Origin of the sequence: Paraburkholderia sp. BL6669N2 (assembly GCF_003387275.1) — a bacterium.
Lineage (GTDB): Bacteria > Pseudomonadota > Gammaproteobacteria > Burkholderiales > Burkholderiaceae > Paraburkholderia.
This window is the reverse complement of record NZ_QUNA01000002.1, coordinates 1,222,152-1,247,678: the sequence shown is the minus strand read 5'-3', so window position 1 is coordinate 1,247,678 and position 25,527 is coordinate 1,222,152. Positions and strand designations below refer to the sequence as shown.

General features: G+C 63.5%; 21 protein-coding genes. 14 read left to right on the top strand and 7 right to left on the bottom strand.

The annotated features are described in order from the left end of the window. Positions 1-26: 26 nt before the first annotated feature. The 3 genes from garL to B0G80_RS28140 all read left to right on the top strand — a co-directional run bounded on the left by garL (position 27) and on the right by B0G80_RS28140 (position 4,009). Positions 27-827 carry a 2-dehydro-3-deoxyglucarate aldolase gene (gene garL / locus B0G80_RS28150; protein ID WP_116121297.1) on the top strand — a complete coding sequence of 267 codons (801 nt, stop codon included), beginning with the start codon at positions 27-29 and terminating at the stop codon, positions 825-827. Between the two features lie 31 nt (positions 828-858). After that, positions 859-1,752, top strand: a complete 894-nt coding sequence (locus B0G80_RS28145) for a 2-hydroxy-3-oxopropionate reductase (RefSeq protein ID WP_243856434.1) — start codon at positions 859-861, stop codon at positions 1,750-1,752. Positions 1,753-2,002: 250 nt separating this feature from the next. Next, the gene (locus B0G80_RS28140) at positions 2,003-4,009 is read left to right on the top strand and encodes a glycoside hydrolase family 28 protein (protein ID WP_408969439.1); all 2,007 of its coding nucleotides are present in this window, start codon (positions 2,003-2,005) and stop codon (positions 4,007-4,009) included. Between the two features lie 160 nt (positions 4,010-4,169). On the opposite strand, the gene B0G80_RS28135 is transcribed toward B0G80_RS28140, so the two are convergent. Continuing rightward, positions 4,170-5,462, bottom strand: coding sequence for an MFS transporter (locus B0G80_RS28135; protein WP_116121294.1), 1,293 nt, complete (start codon positions 5,460-5,462; stop codon positions 4,170-4,172). 29 nt (positions 5,463-5,491) lie between these two features. Next, positions 5,492-6,328: an NAD(P)-dependent oxidoreductase gene (locus tag B0G80_RS28130; RefSeq protein ID WP_116121293.1), complete on the bottom strand. Its 837-nt coding sequence runs from the start codon at positions 6,326-6,328 to the stop codon at positions 5,492-5,494. 391 nt (positions 6,329-6,719) lie between these two features. Between B0G80_RS28130 and B0G80_RS28125 the strand changes: the two genes are divergently transcribed. Further along, positions 6,720-7,262 carry a DUF2867 domain-containing protein gene (locus B0G80_RS28125; RefSeq protein WP_116121292.1) on the top strand — a complete coding sequence of 181 codons (543 nt, stop codon included), beginning with the start codon at positions 6,720-6,722 and terminating at the stop codon, positions 7,260-7,262. Between the two features lie 118 nt (positions 7,263-7,380). Here B0G80_RS28125 and B0G80_RS28120 read toward each other — a convergent pair whose 3' ends face one another. Both B0G80_RS28120 and B0G80_RS28115 read right to left on the bottom strand, forming a co-directional pair. Further along, a complete protein-coding gene (locus B0G80_RS28120; protein ID WP_116121291.1) occupies positions 7,381-8,202 on the bottom strand; it encodes an alpha/beta fold hydrolase in 822 nt (273 codons plus the stop codon). A 308-nt stretch (positions 8,203-8,510) separates the two neighbouring features. Next, positions 8,511-8,792, bottom strand: coding sequence for a hypothetical protein (locus B0G80_RS28115; RefSeq protein WP_147309926.1), 282 nt, complete (start codon positions 8,790-8,792; stop codon positions 8,511-8,513). A gap of 171 nt (positions 8,793-8,963) precedes the next feature. On the opposite strand from B0G80_RS28115, the gene B0G80_RS28105 reads away from it, so the two are divergent. The 4 genes from B0G80_RS28105 to B0G80_RS28090 all read left to right on the top strand — a co-directional run bounded on the left by B0G80_RS28105 (position 8,964) and on the right by B0G80_RS28090 (position 12,696). Then, entirely contained in the window at positions 8,964-10,376 is a 1,413-nt protein-coding gene (locus B0G80_RS28105; RefSeq protein ID WP_116121288.1) for a cytochrome ubiquinol oxidase subunit I, read from the top strand. A gap of 40 nt (positions 10,377-10,416) precedes the next feature. Further along, entirely contained in the window at positions 10,417-11,421 is a 1,005-nt protein-coding gene (gene cydB / locus B0G80_RS28100) for a cytochrome d ubiquinol oxidase subunit II (RefSeq protein ID WP_116121287.1), read from the top strand. After that, the gene (locus tag B0G80_RS28095) at positions 11,396-11,596 is read left to right on the top strand and encodes a hypothetical protein (RefSeq protein WP_116121286.1); all 201 of its coding nucleotides are present in this window, start codon (positions 11,396-11,398) and stop codon (positions 11,594-11,596) included. Before cydB ends, B0G80_RS28095 begins: the two co-directional genes overlap by 26 nt. Before the next feature lie 329 nt (positions 11,597-11,925). After that, positions 11,926-12,696, top strand: a complete 771-nt coding sequence (locus B0G80_RS28090; protein WP_116121285.1) for a response regulator transcription factor — start codon at positions 11,926-11,928, stop codon at positions 12,694-12,696. A 108-nt stretch (positions 12,697-12,804) separates the two neighbouring features. Here B0G80_RS28090 and B0G80_RS28085 read toward each other — a convergent pair whose 3' ends face one another. Beyond that, positions 12,805-14,772 (bottom strand): hybrid sensor histidine kinase/response regulator, encoded by a 1,968-nt coding sequence (locus tag B0G80_RS28085; RefSeq protein ID WP_116121284.1) that lies wholly within the window; start codon positions 14,770-14,772, stop codon positions 12,805-12,807. A 367-nt stretch (positions 14,773-15,139) separates the two neighbouring features. Here B0G80_RS28085 and B0G80_RS28080 point away from each other — a divergent pair, with 367 nt between their 5' ends. Both B0G80_RS28080 and B0G80_RS28075 read left to right on the top strand, forming a co-directional pair. Further along, the gene (locus tag B0G80_RS28080) at positions 15,140-15,931 is read left to right on the top strand and encodes a hypothetical protein (protein WP_116121283.1); all 792 of its coding nucleotides are present in this window, start codon (positions 15,140-15,142) and stop codon (positions 15,929-15,931) included. A gap of 204 nt (positions 15,932-16,135) precedes the next feature. Beyond that, on the top strand, positions 16,136-19,594 hold the full coding sequence (locus tag B0G80_RS28075; protein WP_116121282.1) for an alpha/beta fold hydrolase: 3,459 nt from the start codon (positions 16,136-16,138) through the stop codon (positions 19,592-19,594). A 63-nt stretch (positions 19,595-19,657) separates the two neighbouring features. On the opposite strand, the gene B0G80_RS28070 is transcribed toward B0G80_RS28075, so the two are convergent. Beyond that, positions 19,658-21,070 carry an FAD-binding oxidoreductase gene (locus B0G80_RS28070; RefSeq protein WP_116121281.1) on the bottom strand — a complete coding sequence of 471 codons (1,413 nt, stop codon included), beginning with the start codon at positions 21,068-21,070 and terminating at the stop codon, positions 19,658-19,660. Next, positions 21,067-22,056 carry an isopenicillin N synthase family oxygenase gene (locus tag B0G80_RS28065; protein ID WP_116121280.1) on the bottom strand — a complete coding sequence of 330 codons (990 nt, stop codon included), beginning with the start codon at positions 22,054-22,056 and terminating at the stop codon, positions 21,067-21,069. The genes B0G80_RS28070 and B0G80_RS28065 overlap by 4 nt, the downstream gene beginning before the upstream one ends. 306 nt (positions 22,057-22,362) lie before the next feature. On the opposite strand from B0G80_RS28065, the gene B0G80_RS28060 reads away from it, so the two are divergent. The 4 genes from B0G80_RS28060 (at position 22,363) to B0G80_RS28045 (ending at position 25,510) form a co-directional block, all read left to right on the top strand. Beyond that, positions 22,363-23,190: a transporter substrate-binding domain-containing protein gene (locus tag B0G80_RS28060; RefSeq protein ID WP_116121279.1), complete on the top strand. Its 828-nt coding sequence runs from the start codon at positions 22,363-22,365 to the stop codon at positions 23,188-23,190. A gap of 96 nt (positions 23,191-23,286) precedes the next feature. Beyond that, positions 23,287-23,937 carry an amino acid ABC transporter permease gene (locus B0G80_RS28055; RefSeq protein ID WP_116121278.1) on the top strand — a complete coding sequence of 217 codons (651 nt, stop codon included), beginning with the start codon at positions 23,287-23,289 and terminating at the stop codon, positions 23,935-23,937. Positions 23,938-23,958: 21 nt separating this feature from the next. Beyond that, entirely contained in the window at positions 23,959-24,621 is a 663-nt protein-coding gene (locus B0G80_RS28050; protein ID WP_106280542.1) for an amino acid ABC transporter permease, read from the top strand. 19 nt (positions 24,622-24,640) lie between these two features. Further along, a complete protein-coding gene (locus tag B0G80_RS28045) occupies positions 24,641-25,510 on the top strand; it encodes an amino acid ABC transporter ATP-binding protein (RefSeq protein WP_116121277.1) in 870 nt (289 codons plus the stop codon). Positions 25,511-25,527: the final 17 nt, after the last annotated feature.

The window sequence follows — 25,527 nt, the reverse complement described above, 5'->3', positions numbered from 1 at the left end:
CCATTGTCGCTTGAGGAAACCCGCCCATGCCCGCCGTCACACCTTACCAGCCCTTACCCAATAGTTTCCGCCGGGCAGTCTGCGGCGGCGAAACCCTGATCGGCTGCTGGGCGTCGCTCGCCAGCCCGATCGTCACCGAACTGCTCGGCATTGTCGGTTTCGACTGGATGCTGCTGGACGCCGAGCACGCGCCGAACGACGTGCTCACGCTGATTCCTCAACTGATGGCGCTCAAAGACAGCGCCAGCGCGCCAGTTGTGCGGCCGCCCGCCAACGACAGCGTGTTCATCAAGCGACTCCTCGACAGCGGCTTCTCGAATTTTCTGGTGCCGTTCGTGGAAAGCGCCGACGACGCGGCCCGCGCCGTTGCCGCCACGCGCTATCCGCCGCAGGGCATTCGCGGCGTGTCGGTGAGTCATCGCGGCAACCATTATGCGACCGTGGCCGATTACTTTAGCGTCGCCAACGACAACGTCTGCGTGATCGTGCAGATAGAAAGCCGCAAGGCTGTCGACTCGATCGACGAGATTCTCGCCGTGGACGGCGTGGACGCCGTGTTCGTCGGCCCATCCGACCTCGCGGCCGCTTACGGCCAACTCGGCAACGCGAATCACCCGGACGTGCAGGCGGCGATCGCGCACGTGTTCGAACGCGCGCAGGCCGCGGGCAAGCCGAGCGGCATCCTCGCCCCGGTGCAGGCCGACGCCGAGCGCTATATTTCCATGGGCTGCCGCGTCGTCGCGGTGTGCGCGGATATGGGGCTGCTGAAAGGCGCCGCGCAGACGGTTCAGAAACACTTCATGCAGAAACAGGCGGGCCAGCAGTAACGCGGCCGCCATGACATCTTCGGAGCATTCCATGCAAAAAGCAGGCTTTATCGGACTCGGCATCATGGGCAAGCCCATGGCCGCCAACCTTCTCAAGAACGGCGTCGCGCTGGCGGCGTTCACGCGCAGCGGCGTGCCCGACGATCTCGTCCAGGCGGGCGCCGTCGCATGCGATAGCCCCGCCGCGGTGGCCGCGCAGGCCGACGTGATTTTCATCATGGTGCCGGATACACCCGACGTCGAGCGCGTACTGTTCGGCGAGCAGGGTCTCGCGAGCGTGTTGCGCGCGGGGCAAACCGTGGTAGACATGAGCTCGATTTCGCCGATGGCCACGCGTGAGTTCGCGGCCCGCGTGCGCGAGAGCGGCGCGGACTATCTGGATGCGCCGGTTTCCGGCGGCGAAGTCGGCGCCAAGGCCGGCTCGCTGACCATCATGGTGGGCGGCGAAACCGCGACCTTCGATGCCGTCAAACCGCTCTTCGACATGATGGGCAAGAACGTCACGCTGATCGGCGGCGTCGGCGCCGGCCAGGTGTGCAAGGTGGCCAACCAGGTGATCGTCGCCGCGACGATCGAGGCTGTGGGCGAGGCGCTGCTGCTCGCCTCCAAGGCCGGCGTCGATCCGGCGCGCGTGCGTGAAGCGCTGATGGGCGGCTTCGCGTCGTCGCGCATTCTCGAAGTGCACGGCGAACGCATGACTAAACGCACTTTCGATCCGGGCTTCCGCATCGAACTGCATCAGAAGGATCTGAACCTCGCGCTCTCGACCGCGCAATCGCTCGGCGTGTCCCTGCCGAATACCGCCACCTGCCAGGCGCTGTTCAACGCTTGCGTCGCGCACGGCGGCAAGGCGTGGGACCACTCGGCAATGGTGCGCGCGCTCGAATTCCTCGCCGATCACGAGATTGGCCAGAAAACCGCTTAAGCCGCACGCCGCTGTTTGATGCGCCGCCCCGCTTGCCGTGAAAGATAGGCAAGCAGCGGCGCATTCGTGCATTCCCTCCTCTCTGCCGTGAGTTGACAAAAGTTGCGCCGTTTTTATCGGCAGAGCTTTTTTACAAATATTAAGGATGCCTTACGTAAACAAACGGCTTCGACGAACTGCCTCTGCATCCCAAAAGTAGCAACGATTACTGACAACGCCCGCAAAGGGCAAGGAGACATCCGTGGCAAACATAGATAAAACCAGCGGCAAGCGGGCAGCATCGAAAACACCCGACCAGGCCGAACCGAATTCGCCCGCCCGCCGCGCGTTTATCGTGCTGGCGGGAACATCAGCGGGGGCGACGCTGCTTGGCGGCCTGTCCGCTTGCGGCGGCTCCGTCAACGGCGGGACAACCACGCCGCCGGCCGTGCAGGATCCGATCTGGGGCACCTCGGGCGCCGCGACACAGATCATCGCGTCCTTGCAAGGCATCAACCAGTCGATGTTTCCCACACGCGACTTCCTCGTCACGCAGTACGGCGCCGCACCGTGCGCCGTCGTCGCCGCGACCAATCCGTACACAGGCTCGGCGTCGGCCGCGAGCCCTGGCTCGAACCAGACCAACGCCGCCGCTTCGTTCGACTCGCGCCCCGCGTTTCTCGCTGCAATCCAGGCCTGCAACGCTGCGGGCGGCGGCCGCGTGGTCGTGCCGGCCGGCACCTGGTACTGCGCCGGACCGATCGTGCTGCTGAGCAACGTGAACTTCCACCTCAGCGCGAATTGCACGATCTATTTCAGCCCGAACCCGGCCGACTACGCGAAGGACGGCCCGGTCGCGTGCGGCGCCAACGGCAATCTGTTCTATAGCCGCTGGCAGGCAAACGATTGCCTGAACTACGGTTCGCCGGTGTACGCGCGCAACCAGACCAACATCGCGCTGACCGGCGAAGACGCGACCTCGGTGCTCAACGGGCAAGCCATGACGCCGTTCGCCGGCAGCGGCAACACCGCCACGTGCTGGTGGACCTTCAAGGGATCGAATGGCGCGTACGGTTGCGTGAATTCGTCGACGCCGTCGCAGGTGTATCTCAATCCGAAGAACGTCGACCTGAAAACCGCCGCGCCGGGCATTTCCGATGCGCTGTATGCGCAGCTGACCAGTCCCACGACGCCGTGGCAGGAGGATCAGAACTACCTGCCCGCGCTCTCCGAAGCCGGCGTGCCTGTCGCGCAGCGAGTCTTCGGCGTCGGCCACTATCTGCGTCCGTGCATGGTCGAGTTCATCGGCTGCACGAATGTGTTGATGGAGAACTACTGCACCAACAACACGCCGTTCTGGCAGCATCATCCGACCGATTGCAAGAACGTCGTGATTCGCGGCGTGACGACCAACAGCATCGGCCCGAATAACGACGGCTTCGATCCGGACGCGTGCGACAACGTGCTGTGCGACAGCGTCACGTTCAACACCGGCGACGACTGCATCGCAATCAAGTCGGGCAAGGATCTGGATACCCAATACGGCCCCGCGCAGAATCACTTGATCCAGAACTGCATCATGAACAGCGGCCACGGCGGCATCACGCTCGGCAGCGAAATGGGCGGCGGCGTGCAGAACATCTACGCCCGCAATCTGCAGATGCTCAATCAGAACTGGGCGACCAATCCGCTGAACATCGCGATTCGCATCAAGACGAATATGAATCGCGGCGGCTTCGTGAAGAACTTCTATGTCGATACCGTCACGCTGCCGAACGGCGTCAGTCTCAAAGGCGCGGGTTACGGCAGCGCATTGCTCAGCGGCAGCCCGATCAACGCCACGGTGCCGCTCGGCGTCGTGACGGCGAGCGCGGCCAATCCGTCGGCGGCACAGGGCGGCCTGATCACGTTCGACTGCGACTATCAGCCGGCCAACGACGCCATTCGCATCCGGCCGGCGGTCGTGCAGAACGTGAACATTTCGAACGTGAAGGCGAGCAACGTGACGCTTAACGGCGTGACTGGCTCGTGCTTCCAGGCGATCGTCGCGCAAGGGCCCGTCGCGTTCGACTACAACGGCGCGGCCCCGACGCCGACTATCCCGCCGATTACCGGCGTGACGATCTCGAACTGCAATCTGGGCGCGGCGGTGTCGGCCGGACCCGCGAGCGCGACCACGCCTGGGCCGATCTACGCGTACAACGTGAACGGTATTACGTTGAACAATGTGGTGATCGGCGCGACGACCTATAACGCGACGGTGGTCGATAAGCGGTAAGCGGTTGAACGGCTGGGCGAAGCGCGAGCTTCGCCCAGCCGTGATGACTGAAACAACGCAGTGAACAAGAGCAAAAAAATGGCGACGCCCGAAAGCGCCGCCATTTTCATTTCCCGATTCGCTCGATCAGCGTCCGGAATTCATCGTCACTTAACGCGCCTCACTTGGCCACAGCACTCACCGGCGTCCAGCGCGGCTCGGGCATCTTGTCGGCGCTCTTCGCCAGCAGACACACAACCGCAGCCGCGATGATGTCGAACACCGCCAGCACCACGAACAGCGGGCTGTAGCCGACCTGCGTAACCAGCACGCCAAACAGCGCCGTGAACGCAGCCGCGCCCAGGTAGCCCGCCATGCCGCCCATGCCGGTCGCGGTCGCGACTTCGTTCTTGCCGAACATGTCCGACGTAATCGCGTACAACGCACCCGACAAGGTCTGATGCGCGAACCCGCCGACGCACAGCAGCGCCACCGCCACATACGGACTGGCCACGAGGCCGACACAGGCCGGTCCAATCATGAACAGCGCGCCGACCACGAACACCATTTTCCGCGACGTGAACAGCGACACCTTCGCGTACTTATGAAACAGCGGGCTGAGGTAGCCGCCCAGCACGCAGCCGATGTCTGCTGCGAGAAAAGGCATCCATGCATATAGCGCGACTTCTTTCAGATTCATGTGACGCTCGGTCATCATGTACAGCGGAATCCACGCGTTGAAGGTCTGCCAGGCCGGCTCGGACAGAATGCGCGGAATGCCGATCGCCCAGAAGTCGCGGCTGCCGAGCATGGCGAGCCAGTTGCGCCTGGTCGCGCCTGCGTCGCTGTGCTTCGTCTCCTGGCCGCTCAGAATGTAATCGCGTTCAGCATCGCCCAGCAGCTTCTGATTGCGCGGATGTTTGTAGAGCACCATCCACACCACGCTCCACACGATCCCGGCCACGCCGACGATCACAAAGGCCAACTGCCATTCGCCGTGCAGCAACGCCCACACCACCAGCGGCGGCGCCAGCAACGCGCCGATCGACGAGCCGATGTTGAACCAGCCGATCGCGACCGAGCGCTCCTTGGCCGGGAACCACTCGCTCGTCGCCTTGACGCCGGCCGGAATGCCGGCCGCCTCGGCAATGCCGAGCAGCCCGCGGAAGAACGCAAGGCTGCGCCAGCCCGTCGACCACGCCGCCGCGGCGCATGCCAGCGACCAGGCGAGCGCGAACGCCGCGAAGCCGATCTTGGTGCCGACCGTGTCAAGCAGGAAGCCCGCGACCGGCTGCATGAATGCATAGCAAAGCTGCCACGCCACGACCACGTGCGCATACTGCTCGGTAGTGATGTGGAGGTCTTTCATCAACGTCGGCGCCGCGACTGACAGCGTATTGCGCGCGAGGTAATTGATAATGAGCCCGGCCGCGACCAGACCGACCATCCACCAGCGGATGCCCTTGATTTTCATTGCTGCGTCTCCTCGTAATCCTGAACGGCTTAAACAGGCCGCGTGGCGGAAGCGGCCGAGCCGTCCGGTGCGGTGTCATCGCGCGAATAATCGATACCCACGAAGCTGCCGCCCTGGAAGCGCTGACCCAGCGCGTCGAGCGGATTCGGACGCGCAAGAATTTCTTCGGCGTAGACCTCGGCATCCTGCGTCGGCTGATAGCCCAGACGTTCGGCGCCGCTGTTGTCCCACCAGCTGCGTGTGTTGGCCGACACGCCCCAGATGGTCAGGAAGCCGACGTTCTCCGCTTCGACGCAACGATCGAGGAAATGCAGCAGATCGCGATGACCGAACCAGGTGCTCAGGTGCCGAGGCTCGGTCGGCCGCTCGAGACAACTGCCGATGCGCACGCAAACACTCTCGATGCCGTGCTTGTCCCAATACATTCTGGCGAGCGCTTCGCCCCACACTTTGCTCAGTCCGTAGAAACCGTCCGGGCGCAGTTCGCAGTCGAGGCTCAGATGCTCAGTGACCGGGTACATGCCGATCGCGTGATTGGAACTCGCGAACACGATGCGCTTCACACCTTGCCGGCGCGCGCCTTCGTACACTTCGACGAGTCCGCGCAGATTGTTTTCGATGATCTCGGGCAGCGGACGCTCCACGCTCGTCCCCGCGAAATGGATCAGGACGTCGACGCCTTGCAGCAGACGATCCACGACAGCCGGATCGCGCAGGTCGCCGTGCATCACGTCCTCGCCATCCACGAGCGGCACAAGGGCCTTCGAGCCCGCCGCCGAACGCAACGGCGTGCCGCGCGCGACCAACGCGGCGCGTACCACCGAGCCTAGCTGGCCGCCGGCTCCACTGAGAGCAATCTTCTTCATAAGCTTCCTTTCCTGCGCCGCGCGCGATCGAACTTGGGTACAGCACTCGCTTCTGTCATCACGGCAGTGTCTGCCGGTTGAGCGTTAGTTGTACGATAACGTACTATCGGCGATGCCAGGTCGGATTTCAATTAGGCACTTACCCTTATTCGGACCCGCTAGCACCTAACTTCCCCCTATCAAACAAACAAATGCACTCCGATTATTTATGTGACATCGCATAACTAAGACGACTTTTTTACGCAGATGCACGACGTGAACAACCGCGCCGGCCGCTCCGCGCAGACGCCCACAATCGCGTAGACTTGATGCGCTCCCGTTTCAGCCGACCTGCCGCCATGACCCGGCGCGCCGCCCCTCTTCGATTCATCATTTAGCGCCGCACGTCACCATGCTCACCGCCCACTGTCCAGTGCAACCCGTTGCCGTGCCGGCTGAATCAGGCGTCGCGCGTTTCTACGACGCGCCGGACCTGGCCGACGCATACGCCGTCCGCTTGCCCGAGAACGCCATCGGCGATCCGGAATTGCTCGCGCGCTTCGTGTTCACGCATCAGGCGGGATGGGTCGCTAAGCTGATGAGCGTGCGCGATGCGATCGTCGCGCGTGCCGGCTTGAAGACTGCGAGGCAGTTACGCAGCATCAAGGATCCGGCTGCCGCAAGGGAGCGCCTCGACATCTTCAGGATCTACACGCGAAGCGCGCACGAGATCATTCTCGGCGAAAACGACCGTCATCTCGACTTCCGGGTTTCAGTGCTGCACCAGACCCGCAGCACGCGCGAAGGCAGTTCGCGCTATCTGATCCTGTCGACCGTCGTGCATTGCCACAATCGACTCGGCCGTTTCTATATTCTCGCGATCGCGCCGTTCCACCGGCTGGTCGTGCGCTCGTCGTTGCAACGAGCCGCGCGGATCGGCTGGCCGACCGCCTGAAGCCGCTCGAACCGCAGGCGCGAAGGCCCGCGGTTCAGGCTTGAGTGCGACCGGGCGCGCGTGCCTGCCCGCGACCCGCCGCACCCGCGGCATCAATACAAATCACCGCAGCACCGCATCACGACCCGATGAACTCCAGCAGGTCGCCGTTCACCTTGGCGGCCTCGACGGTGCACATGCCGTGCTGGCCACCCGGATAGACCTTCAGCGTGGCGTTCTTCACGATCTTCGCAGTCAGACGGCCGGCCGCATCGATCGGCACGATCTGGTCGTCGTCGCCGTGCAGCACCAGGGTCGGCACGTCGATCTTCTTCAGGTCTTCGGTGTAGTCGACTTCGGAGAACTGCTTGATGCAGTCGTACAGCCCCTTGATCGAGCCGGCCATGCCCTGGACCCAGAATGAATCGATCACGCCTTGCGACACCTTCGCGCCCGGACGGTTGTAGCCGTAGAACGGCAGCGCGAGATCCTTGAAGAACTGCGAGCGGTCGTCTTCCACGCCTTTGCGGATGCCGTCGAACACGTCGATCGGCGTGCCGTTCGGATTGCTCCCGGTCTTCAGCATCAACGGCGGCACCGCGCCGATCAGCACGGCCTTCGCGATGCGTTGCGTGCCATGCCGGCCGATGTAATGCGCGACTTCGCCGCCGCCTGTCGAATGGCCGACGAGCGTGGCCTCCTGCAGATCGAGGTGTTCGATCAGCGCCGCGAGGTCGTCGGCGTAGGTGTCCATGTCGTTGCCTTCCCACGTCTGCTCCGAGCGGCCGTGCCCGCGCCGGTCATGCGCGATCACGCGAAAGCCCTTGCTGCCGAGAAACAGCATCTGCGCGTCCCAGGCGTCCGCGCTCAACGGCCAGCCGTGCGAAAAGACGACCGGGCGGCCCTTGCCCCAGTCCTTGTAGAAAATGCTCGTACCGTCTTTCGTCTTGATCGTGCTCATCTGCTGACTCCTTTAGTTGAAGTCTGCCGTTGCCGGCAGGTGGATGATGCGTGGCTTCTCGAAGCATTCTCGCGGCGCGCGACACGACGCCCATTGAGGCACGACATGCCCTGCACCACATCTGGATGACGGATTCGCGACGCGCCGGGCCATTCGGCTGGTAGGTACGTCGGCTATGACTATTCGAAGCGGATAACGGGAAAAAATACGGACTGGCTATACGGTGTGCACGCGCAACTAGCATGCGCTGTTTTGAAAAAAAGCTGCCGTCTGGCTGCCTTCATGGTATGGGCAATCGGGCTTGATGGCTAGCCGCCGCGCGCATGGAAAGTCGGTTCGGACGGAGCGATTGTCGGTTGATGACGAGCGAATCCCAATTGCCGAATATCGCCTTGCCGATCGGATCGCCGAGCAAAGTCGTGGCTGCCGCGGGAAACACGCAGCCGCGTCAGAGCGTAGAACGCGCCGCGCGACAATGCTGCAGCGCGGTCGATTGCCGCAGTTGCGCAGCCAAAGTGACCAACCGCCCGCATCGGGCTCAGCGATGCGATCACAAAAACTTGATATTCATCAACGGTTTGCCGTTCCAAAAAAGAAAATCACCATAAAACAAGGCGGTTTTTTGACGCACGTCGCGTCGCAGCACGAAACTCGACCATCCCCTACTCTTGCGCCATCTGCCCAGCGCAGTGCGCACCGACAACGGTCGACGCGCGTAGTCCGCCCTCACGGACCCCACGCACTTCAAGTACGTCACGCTCATGAACTCCGCTCTATCGGCATTCGATCTTGCCCGCATCCAGTTTGCGTTCACCGTCTCTTTCCACATCGTTTTTCCGGCGCTCAGCATCGGCCTCGCCAGCTTCATCGCCGTCCTCGAATGGCGCTGGCTGAAAACCCGCAAGGCGTACTACAAAGACCTTTGCCTGTTCTGGTCGAAGATCTTCGCCGTGGCCTTCGGCATGGGCGTGGTTTCCGGCGTCGTGATGAGCTATCAGTTCGGCACCAACTGGTCGGGCTTCTCCAGTTTCGCCGGCCCCGTCACCGGCCCTCTGTTGATGTACGAAGTGATGACCGCGTTCTTCCTCGAAGCGGGATTCCTCGGCATCATGCTGTTCGGCTGGCAGCGCGTGAGTCCGCGCGCGCACTTCGGCGCAACGCTGATGGTGGCGGTCGGCACGCTGATTTCGACCTTCTGGATTCTCGCCTCCAATAGCTGGATGCAAACGCCGCAAGGCTTCGAAGTCGTCAACGGCCGCGTCGTGCCGCTCGACTGGTTCAAGATCGTTTTCAATCCGTCGTTCCCGTACCGGCTCGCGCATATGGCGCTCGCGGCGTTCATCGTCGCGGCGCTGGTGGTGTCGGCGGTCGGCGCGTGGCATCTGCTGCGCGGACGGCGCGATCCGGCCGTCAAGAAAATGTTCTCGATGGCGCTCTGGCTGCTGCTGATTCTCACGCCGATCCAGGCGTTCGTCGGCGATCAGCATGGGTTGAACACGCGCAAATATCAGCCCGCCAAGATCGCGGCGATCGAAGGTCTGTGGGACACCGAAAAAGGCGGCACCGCGCTGAACCTGTTCGGCATTCCCGACATGCAGGCGGAAACCACGCGCTACGCCGTGTCGATTCCGCATCTCGGCAGCCTGATCCTCACGCATAGCTGGGACGGCGAAATTCGCGGTCTCAAGGAATTTCCACCGCAAGACCGGCCCAACTCGACGGTGGTGTTCTGGAGCTTTCGCATCATGGCCGGCCTCGGCGTGCTGATGATCGTGATGTCGGTAGCCGCGTGGGTGCTGCGCCGCCGCGGACGTCTGTTCGAATCGAAGTGGTTCCAGCGCGTTGCCGTGGCAATGGGACCGACGGGTTTCATCACGCTGCTGGCCGGCTGGGTCACCACCGAAGCGGGCCGCCAGCCGTGGGTCGTGTACGGCGTGATGCGCACCTCGCAGGCCGTCTCGCCGCTCACCACGCAGCAGGTCGGCATTTCGCTGATGACTTTCGTGATCGTGTATTTCCTCGTGTTCGGCACCGGCGTCTACTACATGCTCAAGCTGATGCGCGCGGGTCCGGCGCTGCCCGGTCACACGCCACACGACGCGCCGGAGCGCTCGCCAAACGAGACCGCGCGCCGCCCACTCTCCGCCGCCGATCACATGATCGACGCCGCCTGACCCACCCTGCTGCATCAGCTACTTGCGATAGAGAAAAAACATGGACGTAACCGTAGTGTGGGCCGCGATCATCGCGCTGGGCCTTTTCATGTATGTGGTGCTGGACGGCTTCGATCTGGGCATCGGCATCGTCTTCCCGTTCTTCCCCGATGAAAAGGAACGCGACCTGATGATGAACACCGTCGCGCCGGTGTGGGACGGCAACGAAACCTGGCTCGTGCTCGGCGGCGCGGGTCTGTTCGCCGTGTTTCCCGCGGTCTATTCGACCGTGCTGTCCGCGCTGTATCTGCCGCTGATCTTCATGCTCGTGTGTCTGATCTTTCGCGGCGTGTCGTTCGAGATTCGCGCCAAGGCGAATCGTACGAAGCATTTGTGGGATCTGGCGTTCATCGGCGGCTCGGCGGGTGCGACGTTCTTTCAGGGCATTGCGCTGGGCGCGTTCCTGCAAGGCATCCCCGTGATCGACGGCGCATATGCCGGCGACGCCTTCGGCTGGCTCACGCCGTTCAGCCTGCTCACGGGCCTCGGACTCGTGGTCACCTATGCGCTGCTCGGCTGCTGCTGGCTGGTGGCGAAGACCGAAGGCGATCTGCAACGCCGGCTGCATCGCGTGGTCTGGCCGCTGACCGTCGTGTTGCTCGGCTTCGTCGCGATGGTCAGCCTGTGGACGCCGCTGCAGGATCCGAATATCGCGCAACGCTGGTTCCACGACGGCCTGTTCTACCGTCTGCTGCCGGTGCCGTTCCTCGTGGCGGTCGCGGCATTCCTCATGCATCGCGCGGTGCGCGAGCGGCATCACAACACGCCGTTCGCGCTCGCACTGCTGCTAGTGCTGCTCGGCTACGCGGGGCTGCTGGTGAGCTTGTGGCCGTATGCGATTCCGTCGAGCATGACGCTGTGGGAAGCGGCCGCGCCGCGCTCGAGCCAGATGTTCACGCTGGCCGGGGCGGCGGTAATTCTACCGATCATCATTGCCTACACGACGATGGGTTATTGGGTATTTCGCGGCAAGGTGCGTCATGGCGACCAACATCACTATCACTAAGCAGGCGGACTCCGGCGCGACTCACGGCGCATCGACAGCAGCCGCGGCAACGGCGCGCAAACTGCCCGGCTGGCTCTGGTTTATCGCGCTGTGGTGCTTCGGCGTGGGCTCGGCGATGTCGCTCGGATTCGCATTCAAGATTCTGATGAATGCGACGTTATTTGCAGTCAAATAGAGACTGCTTCCGCACGCTTCGATCCGGCGCGCATAACCTTCGGAATCCTTGATGGATGCCTTCAAAAAAGGGCCGTTCCGCTCGTCTACCATGCAAGCCGGAACCTATGCGCGGGAGACCTGCCTTACAGATCATGTGGCGCATCGGACCAATCGGCGATTTAACGAATATACGGTTATATAAGCGGCCGCCGGAAGGTGCGCCGCGCCACCGATCAGGCATATGATCGCGGGGTGGGCGGCAATGATGCGATTCACGAGGCTAGAAGTAAAACGAGACCCTATAACGGCGGTAGCCCACATCGGGCAGGCCCGACTCGCGGAGACATCATGAAGTTTCTTGTAGCCGACGACCATGAACTGATCCGGCAAGGTGTCAAAGGCATGCTGCGCGGCCTCGATCCCGACGCCCAGTTCGACGAAGCCGACAACTGGGAGACGCTTGCCCTGCTCGCGCGTCCCGACGCCGATCACGATCTCGCCATTGTCGATCTGCATATGCCCGGCATGAGCGGCGCTTCATCGCTCGAAGTGCTGTTGAAGGCGAATCCGGCGCTCCCGCTCGTCGTTCTCTCCGCCGAAGAATCGCCCGACGAAATGCGCGCCGTGCTGGCCGCCGGCGCGCTCGGTTTCGTGCCGAAGCGCCAGCCCGCCAGCGTCATGCTCAAGGCGATCGAACTGGTGCTCTCAGGCGGCGCCTATGTGCCGATGGAAGCGCTCAGCCTGCTGGGCTCGCGCGACGCACAGGCCGCGCCCGCGCGTGCCGAAGCGCTCGCCGAACCGGCGCCGCAGCATGCGGCTCCCGTCGGCGCGCACGCACCCAGCCAGGGCGGCGCCACGCTCACCGAACCACTGACGCAAATCCAGGCGTTGCAGCCGCACCAGCAGCATCTGCTGGAGAATCTGTCGCCGCGTCAGCAGGACATCATGCGGCTCGTGCATCGTGGCTGGACCAACAAGATGATCGCGCGCGATCTGGGCGTTGCGGAAGGCACGGTGAAGGTGCATTTGTCGGTGATCTTCCGGGCACTCGGTGTGCATAACCGGTCGACGGCGATCGCCGTCATCAATGGCTGGCTGGAAGCTGGGAAAACCCTGTAGCACGAGATTGGCGGCGGGCGGCGGGCGCGCCGCCCTGTGCAGCAGGCGCGCCTTTACTTTTGCGGTTCGCCCGTCCTCTTGCCCCGGCCTCTCCTTCCCGATTCGCCTCTACTTCTGCGGTTCGCTTTGCGACTGGATGCTTTGGGTTAGAGTGCTTTGCGGCTCGCTCTTCGATCCCATTCTCGCGTCCGCTTGCGCCGCGCTCCCAGCAGCCGCCGTCGCGCCATGCATCACCTGGCCGCTCGCTTCATTTCCCGCTTCTGGTCCCGTTTGCCCCACGCGTAATGCCAGCGCCGCGGCTGCCCGCCCCTTGTCCAGTTCGGCCTGCTGCCACAGCATTTCCAGCGTGCGCCGCAAGCGCGCCGGCGTGACCGGTTTATGAAGTACCGGAATCCCCTGCAAGGCGAGCGCCGCCAGTTCGGCCGACGCCATGTCGCCCGTGATCAGCAGCGTCACCACATTGTCGTGCCCCGCGCGCGCGAGCACGTTGCGCACGGCCGTGAGCGCCTGCGCACCGGTCCGGTGATTCGCCAACTGGTAGTCGCACAGCACGGCATCCGGCACGAAGCCGCCTTCGAGCGCCGCGAGCGCATTGGCTTCGTCGCGCGCGCCGAGCACGCTGCAACCCCAGCGGCCCAGCAGACTGACGAGGCCTTCGAGAATCGACGGATCGTCGTCGATGCACAGCACGTGCCGCCCTTGGGCCGACGGACCGCCGGCCACGGCTTCGTTCAGGCTCGCCACGATGCCGCCGGGGTCGCCCGCCTGCACCGGAAAGCGGAACACCGACCCGCGGCCCGGCGCCGAGCGCAGTTGCAACTCGCCGCCGAGCATTTCGACCAGCCGCTTCACCGTCGGCAAGCCGAGGCCGTGCCCTTGGCGCGCGTCGCGTTGCGGATTGGCGACCTGATAGAACTCCTCGAAGATGCGCGCGTGCTCCTCCGCGGGAATACCGATGCCCGAGTCGCGCACTTCGATAAAGCCGCCCGTCTGCCGCCCCGCGCGGCGCAAGCCCAGCCAGATCGCGCCGTCTTCGGTGTAGCGCACCGCGTTCGACAGCAGATTGCTCAGCACGCGTTCGAGCAGCACCGGATCGTCGTGCACCACCATCGAGGTCGGTGCGATGCGCAACGCCAGCCCTTTGGCGGCCGCCTGCGGACGGTACTGGCTGCCGACCCGCTCGAACAGTTCGGACAGCCGGAAATGCAGCCGGATCACCTGGGTCACGCCGCTTTCGAGCCGCGCCAAGTCGAGCACCTGGTTGAACAACTGGTTCAATGCCTCGACGTTGTAGACGATGTGCTCGGCGGTTTTCGCGTGCTGCACGGGCGTCGCCGCCGCGTCGTTCAGCGAGGCCGCGAGCAGGCCGATCGCATGCAGCGGCTGGCGCAAGTCGTGGCTGGCGGCCGCAAAAAAGCGCGTCTTGGCAAGACTCGCTTCTTCGGCGACCCGTTTTTGCGCGGCCAGCGATTCCGCCAGATACTGCTGATCGACACGCGCCTGCACGACCTGCTGGAACAGCTTGCGATAACTCAGCGCGTAGACGTTGATCGCGCAGAAGAAAAACGCGAGGACGATGGCGAGCAGCGTGCGGTCGAACGTATGCGTGCCGAAATGCATGACGATCGACGGAAACAGCAGAAACGGAATCGAGGTCGAGAAATTCAGCAGGTCGAAGCCGTTCGACATGAACACGCCGGCGGCCAGCGTGACGAGCATGACCGTGTGCAGCAGCGGCAGGTCGGACTGCGGGCTCTGGAACGCGAACCACACCGCGATGCCCGGCCCGCTGTAGAGCAGCATGCCGCGCACCGCGTGAAGCACGATCCAGCCGCGCGGCGAGACGAGCTGCGGGTAACGGCGGTTGACGAGCCACAGCGCGAGGCTCGCGCAATTGGCCGCGGCATAGAAACCGAAGCACGCGATAAAGAGCGGCGGCGACGGTATGTTCGGCCAGTAAATCGACACCAGCACCGCGATCGAAAACCAGTGCGAAAAGAAAGCGATCGGATCTTGCGCGTATAGCACGCGCACCAGGTCTTCGTCGATGGCACGCTGGATCGGGTCGGCCCGCATCACGCGGTCTCCTCGGACTCGGCAAATTCGGTTATATGGATCGAAGCGCGGCGACGCAAGCGGCGCAAACCGCATCGGACACTTCGGATACGGCGTGGCTCTACGTCTGCGATGCAACTGCGTGGCCGCAGTGCGATGCAATATTCCGGTGCAAGCCCCGTTTTACTTCAGACGAATAAGATGCACTTTGCCGGATGGTTTACCCGGCAGTTTACCCATCAGCTACCACTTAATCCATATAGGCGAAGCCGCCGCTGGAAACCATACTGGCTTCACATTCCAGCGCGGCCTCAAAGCTTCAACATCCACACCCCGCCTGCAGTTCAGGCTCACCGCGCTCCTTGCCTTTCCCCTTATGGAGGTTTTCATGGGAGCAGTTCCGAGCCACGAATTCGTCCGCAATCTCGACGATGCAATCCTGCCGGATTTGTGGCGCCGGCGCACCCGGTTGTCCGGCGACGAAATGGTGTCGATGGTCGAACTGGTCAAGCGGGCTTTGCGGACCTATCACCCGCTCGAACTGCAGGCGCTCGGCGAGGACAAGGAAGAACTGGTCGCCCAGTTCATTTACGCGAAGGTGCTGCGTCTCGCGCCCGGCCACACCGAAACCCACGCCTGCGCCGACAGCGCGCCGTCCAACGGCTACGCATTGTGCGCGTATTTCCGCCGCTACCTGATCGACTGCCTGCGCAGCGCCGGCCATCAGCGCAACGTATCGATGGAAAACGACGGCATGGCGCAGGAAATCGATCTGCACGCGCAGGCGCTGGAAGATCCGGTGGAAAGCGTGCTGCTGCAATACGGCCTCGACGAACAGCGCGTGCGGTTCTCGGCGCGCGCCTTTATCGAAAGCCTCGACGAACCGGAGCGGATCGTGCTGGCCGGCAGCCTCGGCTGGTGCTCGGAAGGCAAAGGCGGTTTGTCGGCAGTCGCAGCGCAGCATCGTGTGCCCTCGTATCACTATCGCGCCGTCAAGCTCGGCGTCACCATGAAGAAGACGGCTGGCGCGGAGGATTTTTCGAACACGAAGATCGGCCGCTGGCTCACGGACGCGCTCGGCATCGAGATCGACGTCGACAATCGCCCGGCGATCCTGCTCGCGCTGAACCTGCTCGCCGCCGAATCGAGCGACAGCGAAATGAATGAAGCGGCCGCGTAATAGCACGCGGCCGTGCGCCCGCGGGGCTGCGGCACCCTCTCACGACGTCCCGGACGCGGCACAGCCGGCCCGCGCGCCACCTACGATGCGCCTTTTTTTGTGAGCGCGCACCGCCTACGATAAAAAAGCTGTCGCCGCACGCCGTCTTGCTTCCGAAGTCCTGGTTGTCTTTCCCCGCATTCCATTCCAGACGAGGTGGTCGTGATGAACCGCTTATCGAGCGTCGTGACTGCAATCCAATCGCATTACGACGTGGTTGTGGTGGGTTCCGGCTATGGCGGCGGGATCGCCGCGAGCCGTATGGCGCGCGCCGGGCGCCGCGTGTGCGTGCTTGAACGCGGACGCGAATTCATGGCCGGTGAATTTCCCCGCACGCCGTTTCAGGGCACCGAAGAAGTGCAATACAACACGGCGCTGGCGCATATCGGCTCACCGCTGGCGCTGCTCGAAGTGCATGTGAACGACGATGTAAACGCGGTAGTGGGCTGCGGTCTCGGCGGCACCTCGCTGATCAACGCGAACGTCGCGCTCGAAGCCGACCCGCGCCTGTGGGACGACCCGCGCTGGCCGGCCGCGTTGCGAGCCGACAAGACTGGACGCGACAAAGGGTACGCGGAAGCGCGAGCGATGCTGCAACCGTCCCCGGTGCCGCTGAGCTATCCGGCCTTGCCGAAACTGCAGGCACTCGAAAAGTCGGCGCAGGCGCTCGGCATGGAAGACCAGTTCTCGCGTCCCGAGATCACCGTCACCTTCGAGGACCGCACGAATGCCGCGGGCGTCGAGCAGAAGGCTTGCGTCGGCTGCGGCGACTGCAATTCCGGCTGCAATTACGACGCGAAGAATTCGACGCACATGAACTATCTGCCCGACGCCGTCGCGCACGGCGCGCAGATTTTCACGGGCACCGCCGTCCATTCGGTGCTGCGCGACGCGGCCACGGGGAAATGGATCGTGGGTTATCAGCTGGTGAGCCTCGGCCGCGAAAGCTTTGGCGCGCCCGATCTGTTCGTGAGTGCCGATATCGTCATCGTGTCGGCCGGCACGATCGGCTCGACCGCCTTGCTGCTGCGCTCGCGCAAGCAGGGCTTGAGCGTCTCCAACATGCTCGGCAAACATTTCACCGGCAATGGCGACGTGCTCGCCTTCGCCTACAACACCGAGCCGGTGATCAACGGCGTCGGCTGGGGTGCGCATGAAAAGGGCGAGATTCCTCCGGTCGGGCCGACGATCACCGGCCTCATCGATCATCGCGGCACGCCTAACGTCAGAGACGGCTATGTGGTCGAAGAAGGCTCGCTCGCCGGTCCGGTGGGCGCGGCGCTGGTCGGCCTGCTCGGCGCCGCCGCGCCGATAGAAGGCGTCGATGTCGCGCCGCGCTCTTTCGAGGAACAACTTGCTTACGACGCCCGCGTGGCCACCAGCTTTCTGCGCGGCCCGTATCACGGCGCGCTGCATCACACGCAAAGCTATCTCGTCATGGCGCACGACGACGAAAACGGCGAGATCGACGTGGACGACAAAGGCCAGCCGCGCATCGTGTGGGAGAACGCTGGCAAGCAGCCGATCTTCCAGGCAGTCGAAGAGGTGCTCAAGCAGGCGACCGTGCCGCTCGGCGGCAAGTACATGCGCAATCCGATTTCCACCGATATTCTCGGCAACCGCACCGTCACGGTGCACCCGCTCGGCGGCTGCGGCATGGGCGAAGATGCGGAGCACGGCGTGGTCGATCACATGGGCCGCGTGTTCAGCGGCGCCACGGGCAACGCGGTGCACGACGGCCTGTACGTGATGGACGGCGCCGTCATGCCGATGTCGCTCGGCGTCAATCCGCTCCTGACGATTTCCGCGCTGGCCGAACGCAATTGCGAGTTGCTGCTCGCCACGCATCCGCTGAACGCAGCGCCGGCTGAAGGTGCCGCCGCTACGCCGACCTTGCCGCCTCCGCCGACGCCCGAGGCCGCGTCCTCGTCATTGACGCCCTCCTCGCCGCAAAAGATCGGCCTGCACTTCACCGAGACGATGGTCGGCACCTATACGCCGGTCGTGGCAGGCGAAGCAGCCGCGAGCCCGATGGAGTTCACGCTGACCGTCGAATCGGAAGACCTCGCCGACATGATCAGCAATCCGCAGCATCTGGCGCAAACGGCCGGCACGCTGACCTGCCCCGCGCTCTCCGCGCAGCCGATGACGATCTCCAACGGCACCTTCAATCTGTTCGTGGTCAACGAATCGGATGTGGACGAGCGCAACATGAATTACCGCATGACGCTCAACGCCACCGAAGGCAAGACGTACTTCCTGAGCGGCAAGAAGATCATCACGCGCACTTCGCCGATCAATCTGTGGGAGCAGACCAACACGCTCTATGCGGAGGTCCGCGAGTCGGCGCAAGCCGATGCGCCGCTGCTCGGCAAGGCCACGCTGATCATCACGCCGGAAAATTTCCTCAAGCAGCAGCGCACGCTCGAAGTCACCCACGCGCCCGATCTGAAGACGCGCCTCGAATGGACCCTGAAGTTCGGCAAGTTTTTCGCGGGCGTGCTGTTCACCGAATACGGCGGCGTGGCCGCGCCCTTGCAGTATTTCGACCCGAAAGCGGAGCCGCGTCTGAAGCGCGCATTACGCGCACCGGCGCCGCAAATCGTTTTCTTCGATACGCCCGACGGCACGAAGCTCAGGCTCACCCGCTATCACGACCCCGCGCGCAAAGCGGCGCGTCCGGTGCTGCTGATTCACGGCTCGGGCGTATCGAGCCGCATCTACTCCACCGACCTGATTGCGACCAACATGGTCGAGTATCTGTTCGCCGCCGGCTACGACGTGTGGCTCGTGGATCTGCGCGTCAGCATCGAAATGCCGAGCGTGTTCGTGCCGACCAACGTCGACAAGGTGGCGCGCGAGGACATTCCGTCTGCGGTCGCCAAAATCCGCGAATTGACCGGCGTGCCGGAGATTCAGGCGCTCGGGCATTGCATGGGCGGCGTGGCGCTGACCATGTCGCTGCTGTATGGACTCGAGGGCGTGCGCTCGGTATTCATTTCGCAGGTGTCGGCGCATCCGGTGCCGGGCACGCTGGAGAAGATCAAGGCCGGCCTGCATATTCCCGACTTCATGGAACATCTCGGCCTGCTCGACGTCACCGCCTATACGGAGCACAAGTCGTGGCCGCAGAACCTGCTCGACGAAGCGCTCAAGTTCTACCCGCTCAATCACAAGGAAGGTTGCGGCAATCCGATCTGCCATCGCGCCACCTTCCTGTATGGCCTGCTCTACGAACATGAGCAGTTGAACCAGACGCTGCACTCGAACCTGCAGGAAATTCTCGGTGTGCACGACGTCGGCGTATTCAAGCATCTGGCCACGATGGTGAGAGCACACAAGGTGGTCGATGCCGAAGGCAAGGATGTCTATCTCACGGGCACCGACGGCATGAAAGGACTGGAGGGCATGCGCCGGCCGATCGGGTTTATCCACGGCGATAAAAACGAAACCTATCTGCCGATCAGTACGCAACTCACCTATGAAATGCTGGTCAAGCAATTTCCCGAGCAGCCCTACGAGCGGACCATCATTCCCGGCTATGGGCATATCGACTGCATCTTCGGGAAGAATGCCGCTGTGGACGTCTACCCCGTGATCGTGAAGTATCTGGACGCGCATTGACGCAGCACGTTGGCGGTACATGAAAGGCGCGTGCAGGTCTTGCGCGCCGTCCTTTCGTGTCGCTCAGAACAGCTTGCCCGGATTCAGAATGCCGTGCGGGTCGAGCGCATGTTTGATCGCCGCCATTGCCGCCAATTCCGCCGGCGAGCGCGAGATCGGCAGGAACTCGCGCTTGAGCAAACCAATACCGTGTTCCGCCGACACCGAACCGTGCAGCGGTCCGAGCATGTCATAGACAAACGCGTACACCGCATGATGATCGACGCCGGGAATCGAATGGCCGTCCACGGTCACATGCAGATTCGAATCGCCGATATGCCCGAAGAAATACGACTCGTTGCCCGGCCAGCGCTGATGGAGCGCCGCACGGCAGCGGTCCACGAAGACGCCGATCTCGCCGATCGGCAGGCTCACGTCGAAGTTGATCGCATCGAGCCGCACCGGAAACTCCGCGGTGCATTCGCGAATCGCCCATAGCGCGCGCACGTCGGCCACCGACTGCGCGATCACCGCGTCACGGATCGCACCCGCGTCGAGCGCTTCGGTCAGCGCGGCGGAGAAACGCTCGCCGTCGTCGGCCGAATCGAAGCTGGCGTGTTCGATCAGTGCATAGAGCGGATGCGCGTCGGCGAATGGCGAGCGCGTGGCGGTCAGCTTCACGCCGAAGTCGTAGAAGTCCGGCCACATGATTTCGAACGCGCCGATATCGTTGCCGAAGCGTGTCGTCAAACGGCGCAGCAGGCTCACGGCGGCATCGTAGCCGTCGAGCGCGACCAGCGCCGTATGGCGCGCCGCGCGTTGCGGCTGCAATCGCAATACCGCGCGCGTGATCACACCGAGCGTGCCCTCCGAGCCGATGAACCAGTGCTTCAGGTCATAGCCGGTGTTGTTCTTGACCATCTTGCCGAGCGACGTCAGCACGTCGCCATTGGCTAACACGACCTCAAGACCGAGCACCTGATCGCGTGCGGTGCCCGACTGGATCACCCGGTTGCCGCCCGCGTTGGTCGCGAGATTGCCGCCGATCTGGCAGGACCCGCGCGCGCCGAGATCGAGCGCGAGTTCGAAGCCGGCCTCAGCGGCGGCTTCCTGCGCGGTTTGCAACGTGGTGCCGGCGCGCACGGTCAGTGTGGCCGACGCACTATCGACCTCCTCCACACCGACGAGCCGTTCGAGCGACAACGCAATATCCGTCGCGCGCGCAATCGCGCCGCCCGCGAGGCCGGTCATGCCGCCTTGCGGCACCACCGGCTGATGAGCCGCGTGGCAGATGGCGAGCGCGCGCGAGACCTCTTCCGTGGTGCGCGGCAGCAGCAGGGCGGCGGGTCGCGTCGGTTGATGGCGCGTCCAGTCCGTCATGGCGTGTTCGCCGATCTGCTCGCCCACGCGTACGCTGTCTTCACCGAGCGCGGCGCGCAGCGCGTCGAGTGTCACCGAAAGCGGCGCGGCTTGATTCGCCGTGCTGTTGTCTGTCATGCGGTGGTTCCTTGCGCGCCTTGAACGGCGTGTTTCTTCCGATAACCCATCGAGTCGTTGATACGCCCGAGAATATAGTGGCCCGCGGCGACCGGCTGATACTTGAGATCGGCGTCGCTGGTGCCGAGATCACGCGGATCGACCAGCGCGCCGTAAGTCGGATCATAAAACGTCGCAATCGAATAGCGCTCGCGCCCCGATGCATTGATCACACGATGCAAGGTGGAGCGGAAGCGGTCGTTGGTCCAGCGCGCCAGCAGATCGCCAACGTTGACCACGAAGCTGCCATCGACCGGCGGCGCGTCCACCCAAGTATCGTTTGCAATTTCTCGCACCTGCAGGCCGCCCACCTGATCCTGCCACAACAGCGTGATGCAGCCGTAGTCGGTATGCGGCGCGACGCCGAACTGATCGTCGTCCGATTGGGGCGGCTGCGGCGGATAGTAGACCATCTGGGTGCGCTGCATCCGTTTGGTGTAACGCGGCGCGAAGAAGTGTTCGTCGACGCCGAGGCTCACCGCCACCGCGCGCAGCAGATCGGCGCCGCATGCCGCGACCGCCTCGTAGTAGCCATACAGCGCGGGACGCAGCTCCGGCATGAAGTCCGGCCAGTTGTTCGGCCCGCGCAGCGCCTGGCCGGCCAGCACGTCGGGGTCGTCTTCCGGCAATTCGAGGCCGATGCTGAAGAACTCCTTGTAGTCGGGACGTTTGGCCTGATACATGGTCGCGTCGCCGAGCGCATTGAAACCGCGATGCCGCTGATTGACCGCCGCGCGCCGCTTGGTCTCGACCGGAAACGCGAAGAAGCGCCGCGCCGCTTGCGCGGCGGCGTCGATCGAGGCTTGCGGCACGCCGTGATTGACTATGTAGAAGAAGCCGATCGTTGTGCACGCTTCACGGATTTCTTGCGCCACGCGCTGCAAAGCTTGCGGGTCACCCGCGCGAACGCTGGCGAGATCGATGATCGGAATGCGGGTCACGGGCATCGTGCTGCTCCTGGGTGGGCGGCTCAATCGGCCGAATCGGCTGAATCGGCTGATGAAAATGGCGGTTCAATCGTCGGCGGGAAGACGCCTTCCCGTCTCGTGCATTGCAGTTGTATATACCGCCAAAAGCACACCTGCAAGGTGCTTCGCAGCGCTTCGCGTAAGGGCTTCTCTCTACTCGCCTGTTTATTTATTTCGTGCGAAAACTGCGGTATATACTGCCTCGCATGACTCGCGCCGAGTTCGCACCGGACTCGTTTCATGCAGCACTTTCGCGCGACACCGCTTTGCCAACCGGAGAATCTCATGAGCATCCTTGCAGGCTGGAAGTGTCGTTTGGTCATGCTGGCGTTGTGCGCGGCAAGCGTCACCGCCCACGCGGAAGACCAGCTCGCCAAAGTGAAGAAAGCCGGCGAACTGGTGGTCGGCACCGAGATGCAGTTCGCGCCCTTCGACTTCCTCGAAAACGGTCAGCAGGCCGGTTTCAACAAGGACCTGTTCGCCGAAGTCGGCAAGGAAATGGGCGTAAAGGTGCGCTTTATCGACTTGCCGTGGCCGAGCGTGCTGCCGGGTCTCGAAGCCGGCAAGTTCGACATGGTGGGCGGCCCGCTCACCGTCACCAAGGCGCGCATGGAGCGCTATACGTACACGCTGCCCGTCGCGGACGCCACCGACGCGCTGCTCAAACGCGCGAACGATGCCTCCGTCAAACAATCGTCGGATATCGCCGGCAAGACGGTCGGCGCGGGCAAGGGCTCGGCGCAACTCGACCAGTTGAAAGCCTACGTCGCCACGCTGCCCAAGCCGCCTGAAATCCGCGAATACGTCGACAACAATCAGGCTTACGCCGATCTTGCCGCCGGCCGGATCGCGGCGGTCGCGAACTCCATGACCAACATCGCGTACGTGGCCAAGCAGCGCCCGGAAACCTTCGCCGTGGTGCAGCCGCCGTTCGGCGCGAAGGTGTACTTCGCCTACTGTCTGCGTAAAGACGCGGACAGCAAACCGCTCGCCGATGCGTTCAACGCCGCGCTCGTGAAAATGCATAACGACGGACGTCTCGCCACGTTGCAGAAGAAATGGTTCGGCGTCGCGATGGATGCGCCGACCACCATGCCCACACCGAACTATTGATCGACGCTCTGATGTCGATACACATGTCCTGATGCACGCGATGCGGACGTCTCAACGCCCCGCATCGCCCTCCCCGTTCCAACGAGTGCGACGCTTATGTTCAGCACGACCGTCTTTCTCCAGGGCATGCCGCTGCTGCTGCACGCGGCGCTCGCCACCATCGGCATTTCGCTGACGGGTCTCCTGATCGGCTTCTTCGTCGCGATCGGCGTGTGCGCGGCGCGCCTCTCGCCGAACCGCGCGGCGCGCATGTTCGGCGGCGCCTATGTATTTTTCTTTCGCGGCGTGCCGATGCTGGTGCAGCTGCTGCTCGTCTATTACCTGTTGCCGTTCGCGGGCATCAACGTGTCGCCGATCGTGGCGGCGCTCAGCGCTGTGTCGTTATGCTCCGCCTCGTATATCGCCGAGATCCTGCGCGGCGGTTTTCTCAGTGTTCCGCCAGGCCATCTCGAAGCCGCGCGCATGCTCGGGCTTTCGCCGTTCGACATGCTGCGCCGCATTCTCGTGCCGCAAGCGTTCCGGTTGACGCTGCCCTCGCTCGTCAATGAAATGGTGCTGCTCATCAAGGCTTCGTCGCTGATCTCGGTGGTGGGCGTGGCCGAGTTGACGCGCACCGCGCAGAACATTGCGGCCAGCACGTATCGTCCGCTGGAAGCGTACGTTGCGGCCGGGCTGATCTACTTCGTGATCTGCGGCGCGCTCGCCCTCGTCGCGCACGCCGCCGAATACCGCTTGCAGCACGCCTGAGCCCGACATCGACATCACGCCATGCAAACGCTCGATCCCGCCGTCATCACCCACAACCTGCAGCCGATCGCCGCGGGCCTCGCCACGACGCTCGGCACGTGGGCGGCGGGTGTCGCGATCGGCATCCTGATCGGCTTTCTGATCGCCGTGCTGCAACTCTTTTGCGGACGCTGGGTGCGCGGCGTGTTGCGCGTCTATATCGAGCTGTTTCGCGGCACGCCGTTTCTCGTGCAACTCTTTTTGCTGTATTACGGCGGCCCGTCTTTCGGCCTCACGCTCGAACCGATGACCGCCGGCGTGCTCGGTTTGGGCCTCTACGGAAGCGCGTATTTCGCCGAAGCCTTTCGCTCCGGCTTTCAATCGGTGCCACCGGGTCATCTCGAAGCGGCGTCGTGTCTCGGCCTCACACGCTGGCAAGCGGTCCTGCGCATTCAGGTGCCGCAAATGCTCGTGCTGATCGTGCCCGCGCTGACCAATCTGATTATCGTGTTGAGCAAGGAAACGGCCGTGCTGTCCATCGTCACCGTGCCCGAACTCACGTTCGTGCTGACCGGCATCGGCTCGGCCACGTTTGCTTTCGTCGAAACGCTGCTGGTGCTGTGCGTGTGCTATCTCGCGCTGGTCGAACTGACTTCGCGCGCGGGCATGTGGGCCGAAACACGCATCGCGCGCTTCATGGCATAAACGGAAAGAGGACTCTCTTATGAACGCTATCGCCGACATGCCCTCCTCCGCGTCGTCCGCCAGCGTCGGACTTTCGTCCGGCGCGCCGCTGATCGAAGTGCGCGACCTGCGCAAACGCTTCGGCGAAGTCGAAGTGCTGCGCGGCGTCGATCTCGAGATTGCGCGCTCGGAAGTGGTGTGCATCATCGGGCCATCGGGCTCAGGCAAGAGCACGCTGCTGCGCTGTCTCGCCGCGCTCGAAACCTACGATCAGGGCGACGTGCGCATCGAAGGCGAACTGCTCGGCTACAGCGAGCGCAACGGCAAACGCGTGCGCGCGTCGCAAAGCGAAATCAATCGCGTGCGGCGCAACGTCGGCATGGTGTTTCAGCAGTTCAACTTGTGGCCGCATATGACGGCGCTCGGCAACGTGATGGAATCGCTGCTGCGTGTGCGCCATCTGTCGCGCGACGAAGCACGCCGCCGCGCCAACGCGATGCTCGAAACAGTCGGCCTTGCGCACAAGGGCGACGCGTATCCGGCCAAGCTTTCCGGCGGCCAGCAGCAGCGCGTGGCGATCGCACGAGCCCTGGCAATGGAGCCGCACATCATGCTATTCGACGAGCCCACCTCGGCGCTCGATCCGGAACTGGTCGGCGAAGTGCTGCAAGTCATGAAACAGCTCGCGCGCGACGGCATGACGATGGCGGTGGTCACACACGAAATGGGCTTCGCCGCGCAGGTCGCGGACAAAGTCATGTTCATCGATCAAGGCCGGATCGCCGTGCAAGGCAAACCGCGCGATGTCTTTCACGACGCGGGACAACCGCGCTTGCGGCAGTTCCTGCAAAACTACTTCGACCGCAACGCATTCTGGACGCGTGGGCCCAACGACGCACAGCCGCTATGAACGCGCGCCGCCGGCTT

Bases quoted from the DNA above. Each gene is read 5' to 3' on its own strand.
- garL (WP_116121297.1), top strand. From the start codon at position 27: ATGCCCGCCGTCACACCTTACCAGCCCTTACCCAATAGTTTCCGCCGG.
- B0G80_RS28145 (WP_243856434.1), top strand. From the start codon at position 859: ATGCAAAAAGCAGGCTTTATCGGACTCGGCATCATGGGCAAGCCCATG.
- B0G80_RS28135 (WP_116121294.1), bottom strand. From the start codon at position 5,462: ATGAAAATCAAGGGCATCCGCTGGTGGATGGTCGGTCTGGTCGCGGCC.
- B0G80_RS28130 (WP_116121293.1), bottom strand. From the start codon at position 6,328: ATGAAGAAGATTGCTCTCAGTGGAGCCGGCGGCCAGCTAGGCTCGGTG.
- B0G80_RS28125 (WP_116121292.1), top strand. From the start codon at position 6,720: ATGCTCACCGCCCACTGTCCAGTGCAACCCGTTGCCGTGCCGGCTGAA.
- B0G80_RS28120 (WP_116121291.1), bottom strand. From the start codon at position 8,202: ATGAGCACGATCAAGACGAAAGACGGTACGAGCATTTTCTACAAGGAC.
- B0G80_RS28105 (WP_116121288.1), top strand. From the start codon at position 8,964: ATGAACTCCGCTCTATCGGCATTCGATCTTGCCCGCATCCAGTTTGCG.
- cydB (WP_116121287.1), top strand. From the start codon at position 10,417: ATGGACGTAACCGTAGTGTGGGCCGCGATCATCGCGCTGGGCCTTTTC.
- B0G80_RS28095 (WP_116121286.1), top strand. From the start codon at position 11,396: ATGGCGACCAACATCACTATCACTAAGCAGGCGGACTCCGGCGCGACT.
- B0G80_RS28090 (WP_116121285.1), top strand. From the start codon at position 11,926: ATGAAGTTTCTTGTAGCCGACGACCATGAACTGATCCGGCAAGGTGTC.
- B0G80_RS28085 (WP_116121284.1), bottom strand. From the start codon at position 14,772: ATGCGGGCCGACCCGATCCAGCGTGCCATCGACGAAGACCTGGTGCGC.
- B0G80_RS28080 (WP_116121283.1), top strand. From the start codon at position 15,140: ATGGGAGCAGTTCCGAGCCACGAATTCGTCCGCAATCTCGACGATGCA.
- B0G80_RS28075 (WP_116121282.1), top strand. From the start codon at position 16,136: ATGAACCGCTTATCGAGCGTCGTGACTGCAATCCAATCGCATTACGAC.
- B0G80_RS28070 (WP_116121281.1), bottom strand. From the start codon at position 21,070: ATGACAGACAACAGCACGGCGAATCAAGCCGCGCCGCTTTCGGTGACA.
- B0G80_RS28065 (WP_116121280.1), bottom strand. From the start codon at position 22,056: ATGCCCGTGACCCGCATTCCGATCATCGATCTCGCCAGCGTTCGCGCG.
- B0G80_RS28060 (WP_116121279.1), top strand. From the start codon at position 22,363: ATGAGCATCCTTGCAGGCTGGAAGTGTCGTTTGGTCATGCTGGCGTTG.
- B0G80_RS28055 (WP_116121278.1), top strand. From the start codon at position 23,287: ATGTTCAGCACGACCGTCTTTCTCCAGGGCATGCCGCTGCTGCTGCAC.
- B0G80_RS28050 (WP_106280542.1), top strand. From the start codon at position 23,959: ATGCAAACGCTCGATCCCGCCGTCATCACCCACAACCTGCAGCCGATC.
- B0G80_RS28045 (WP_116121277.1), top strand. From the start codon at position 24,641: ATGAACGCTATCGCCGACATGCCCTCCTCCGCGTCGTCCGCCAGCGTC.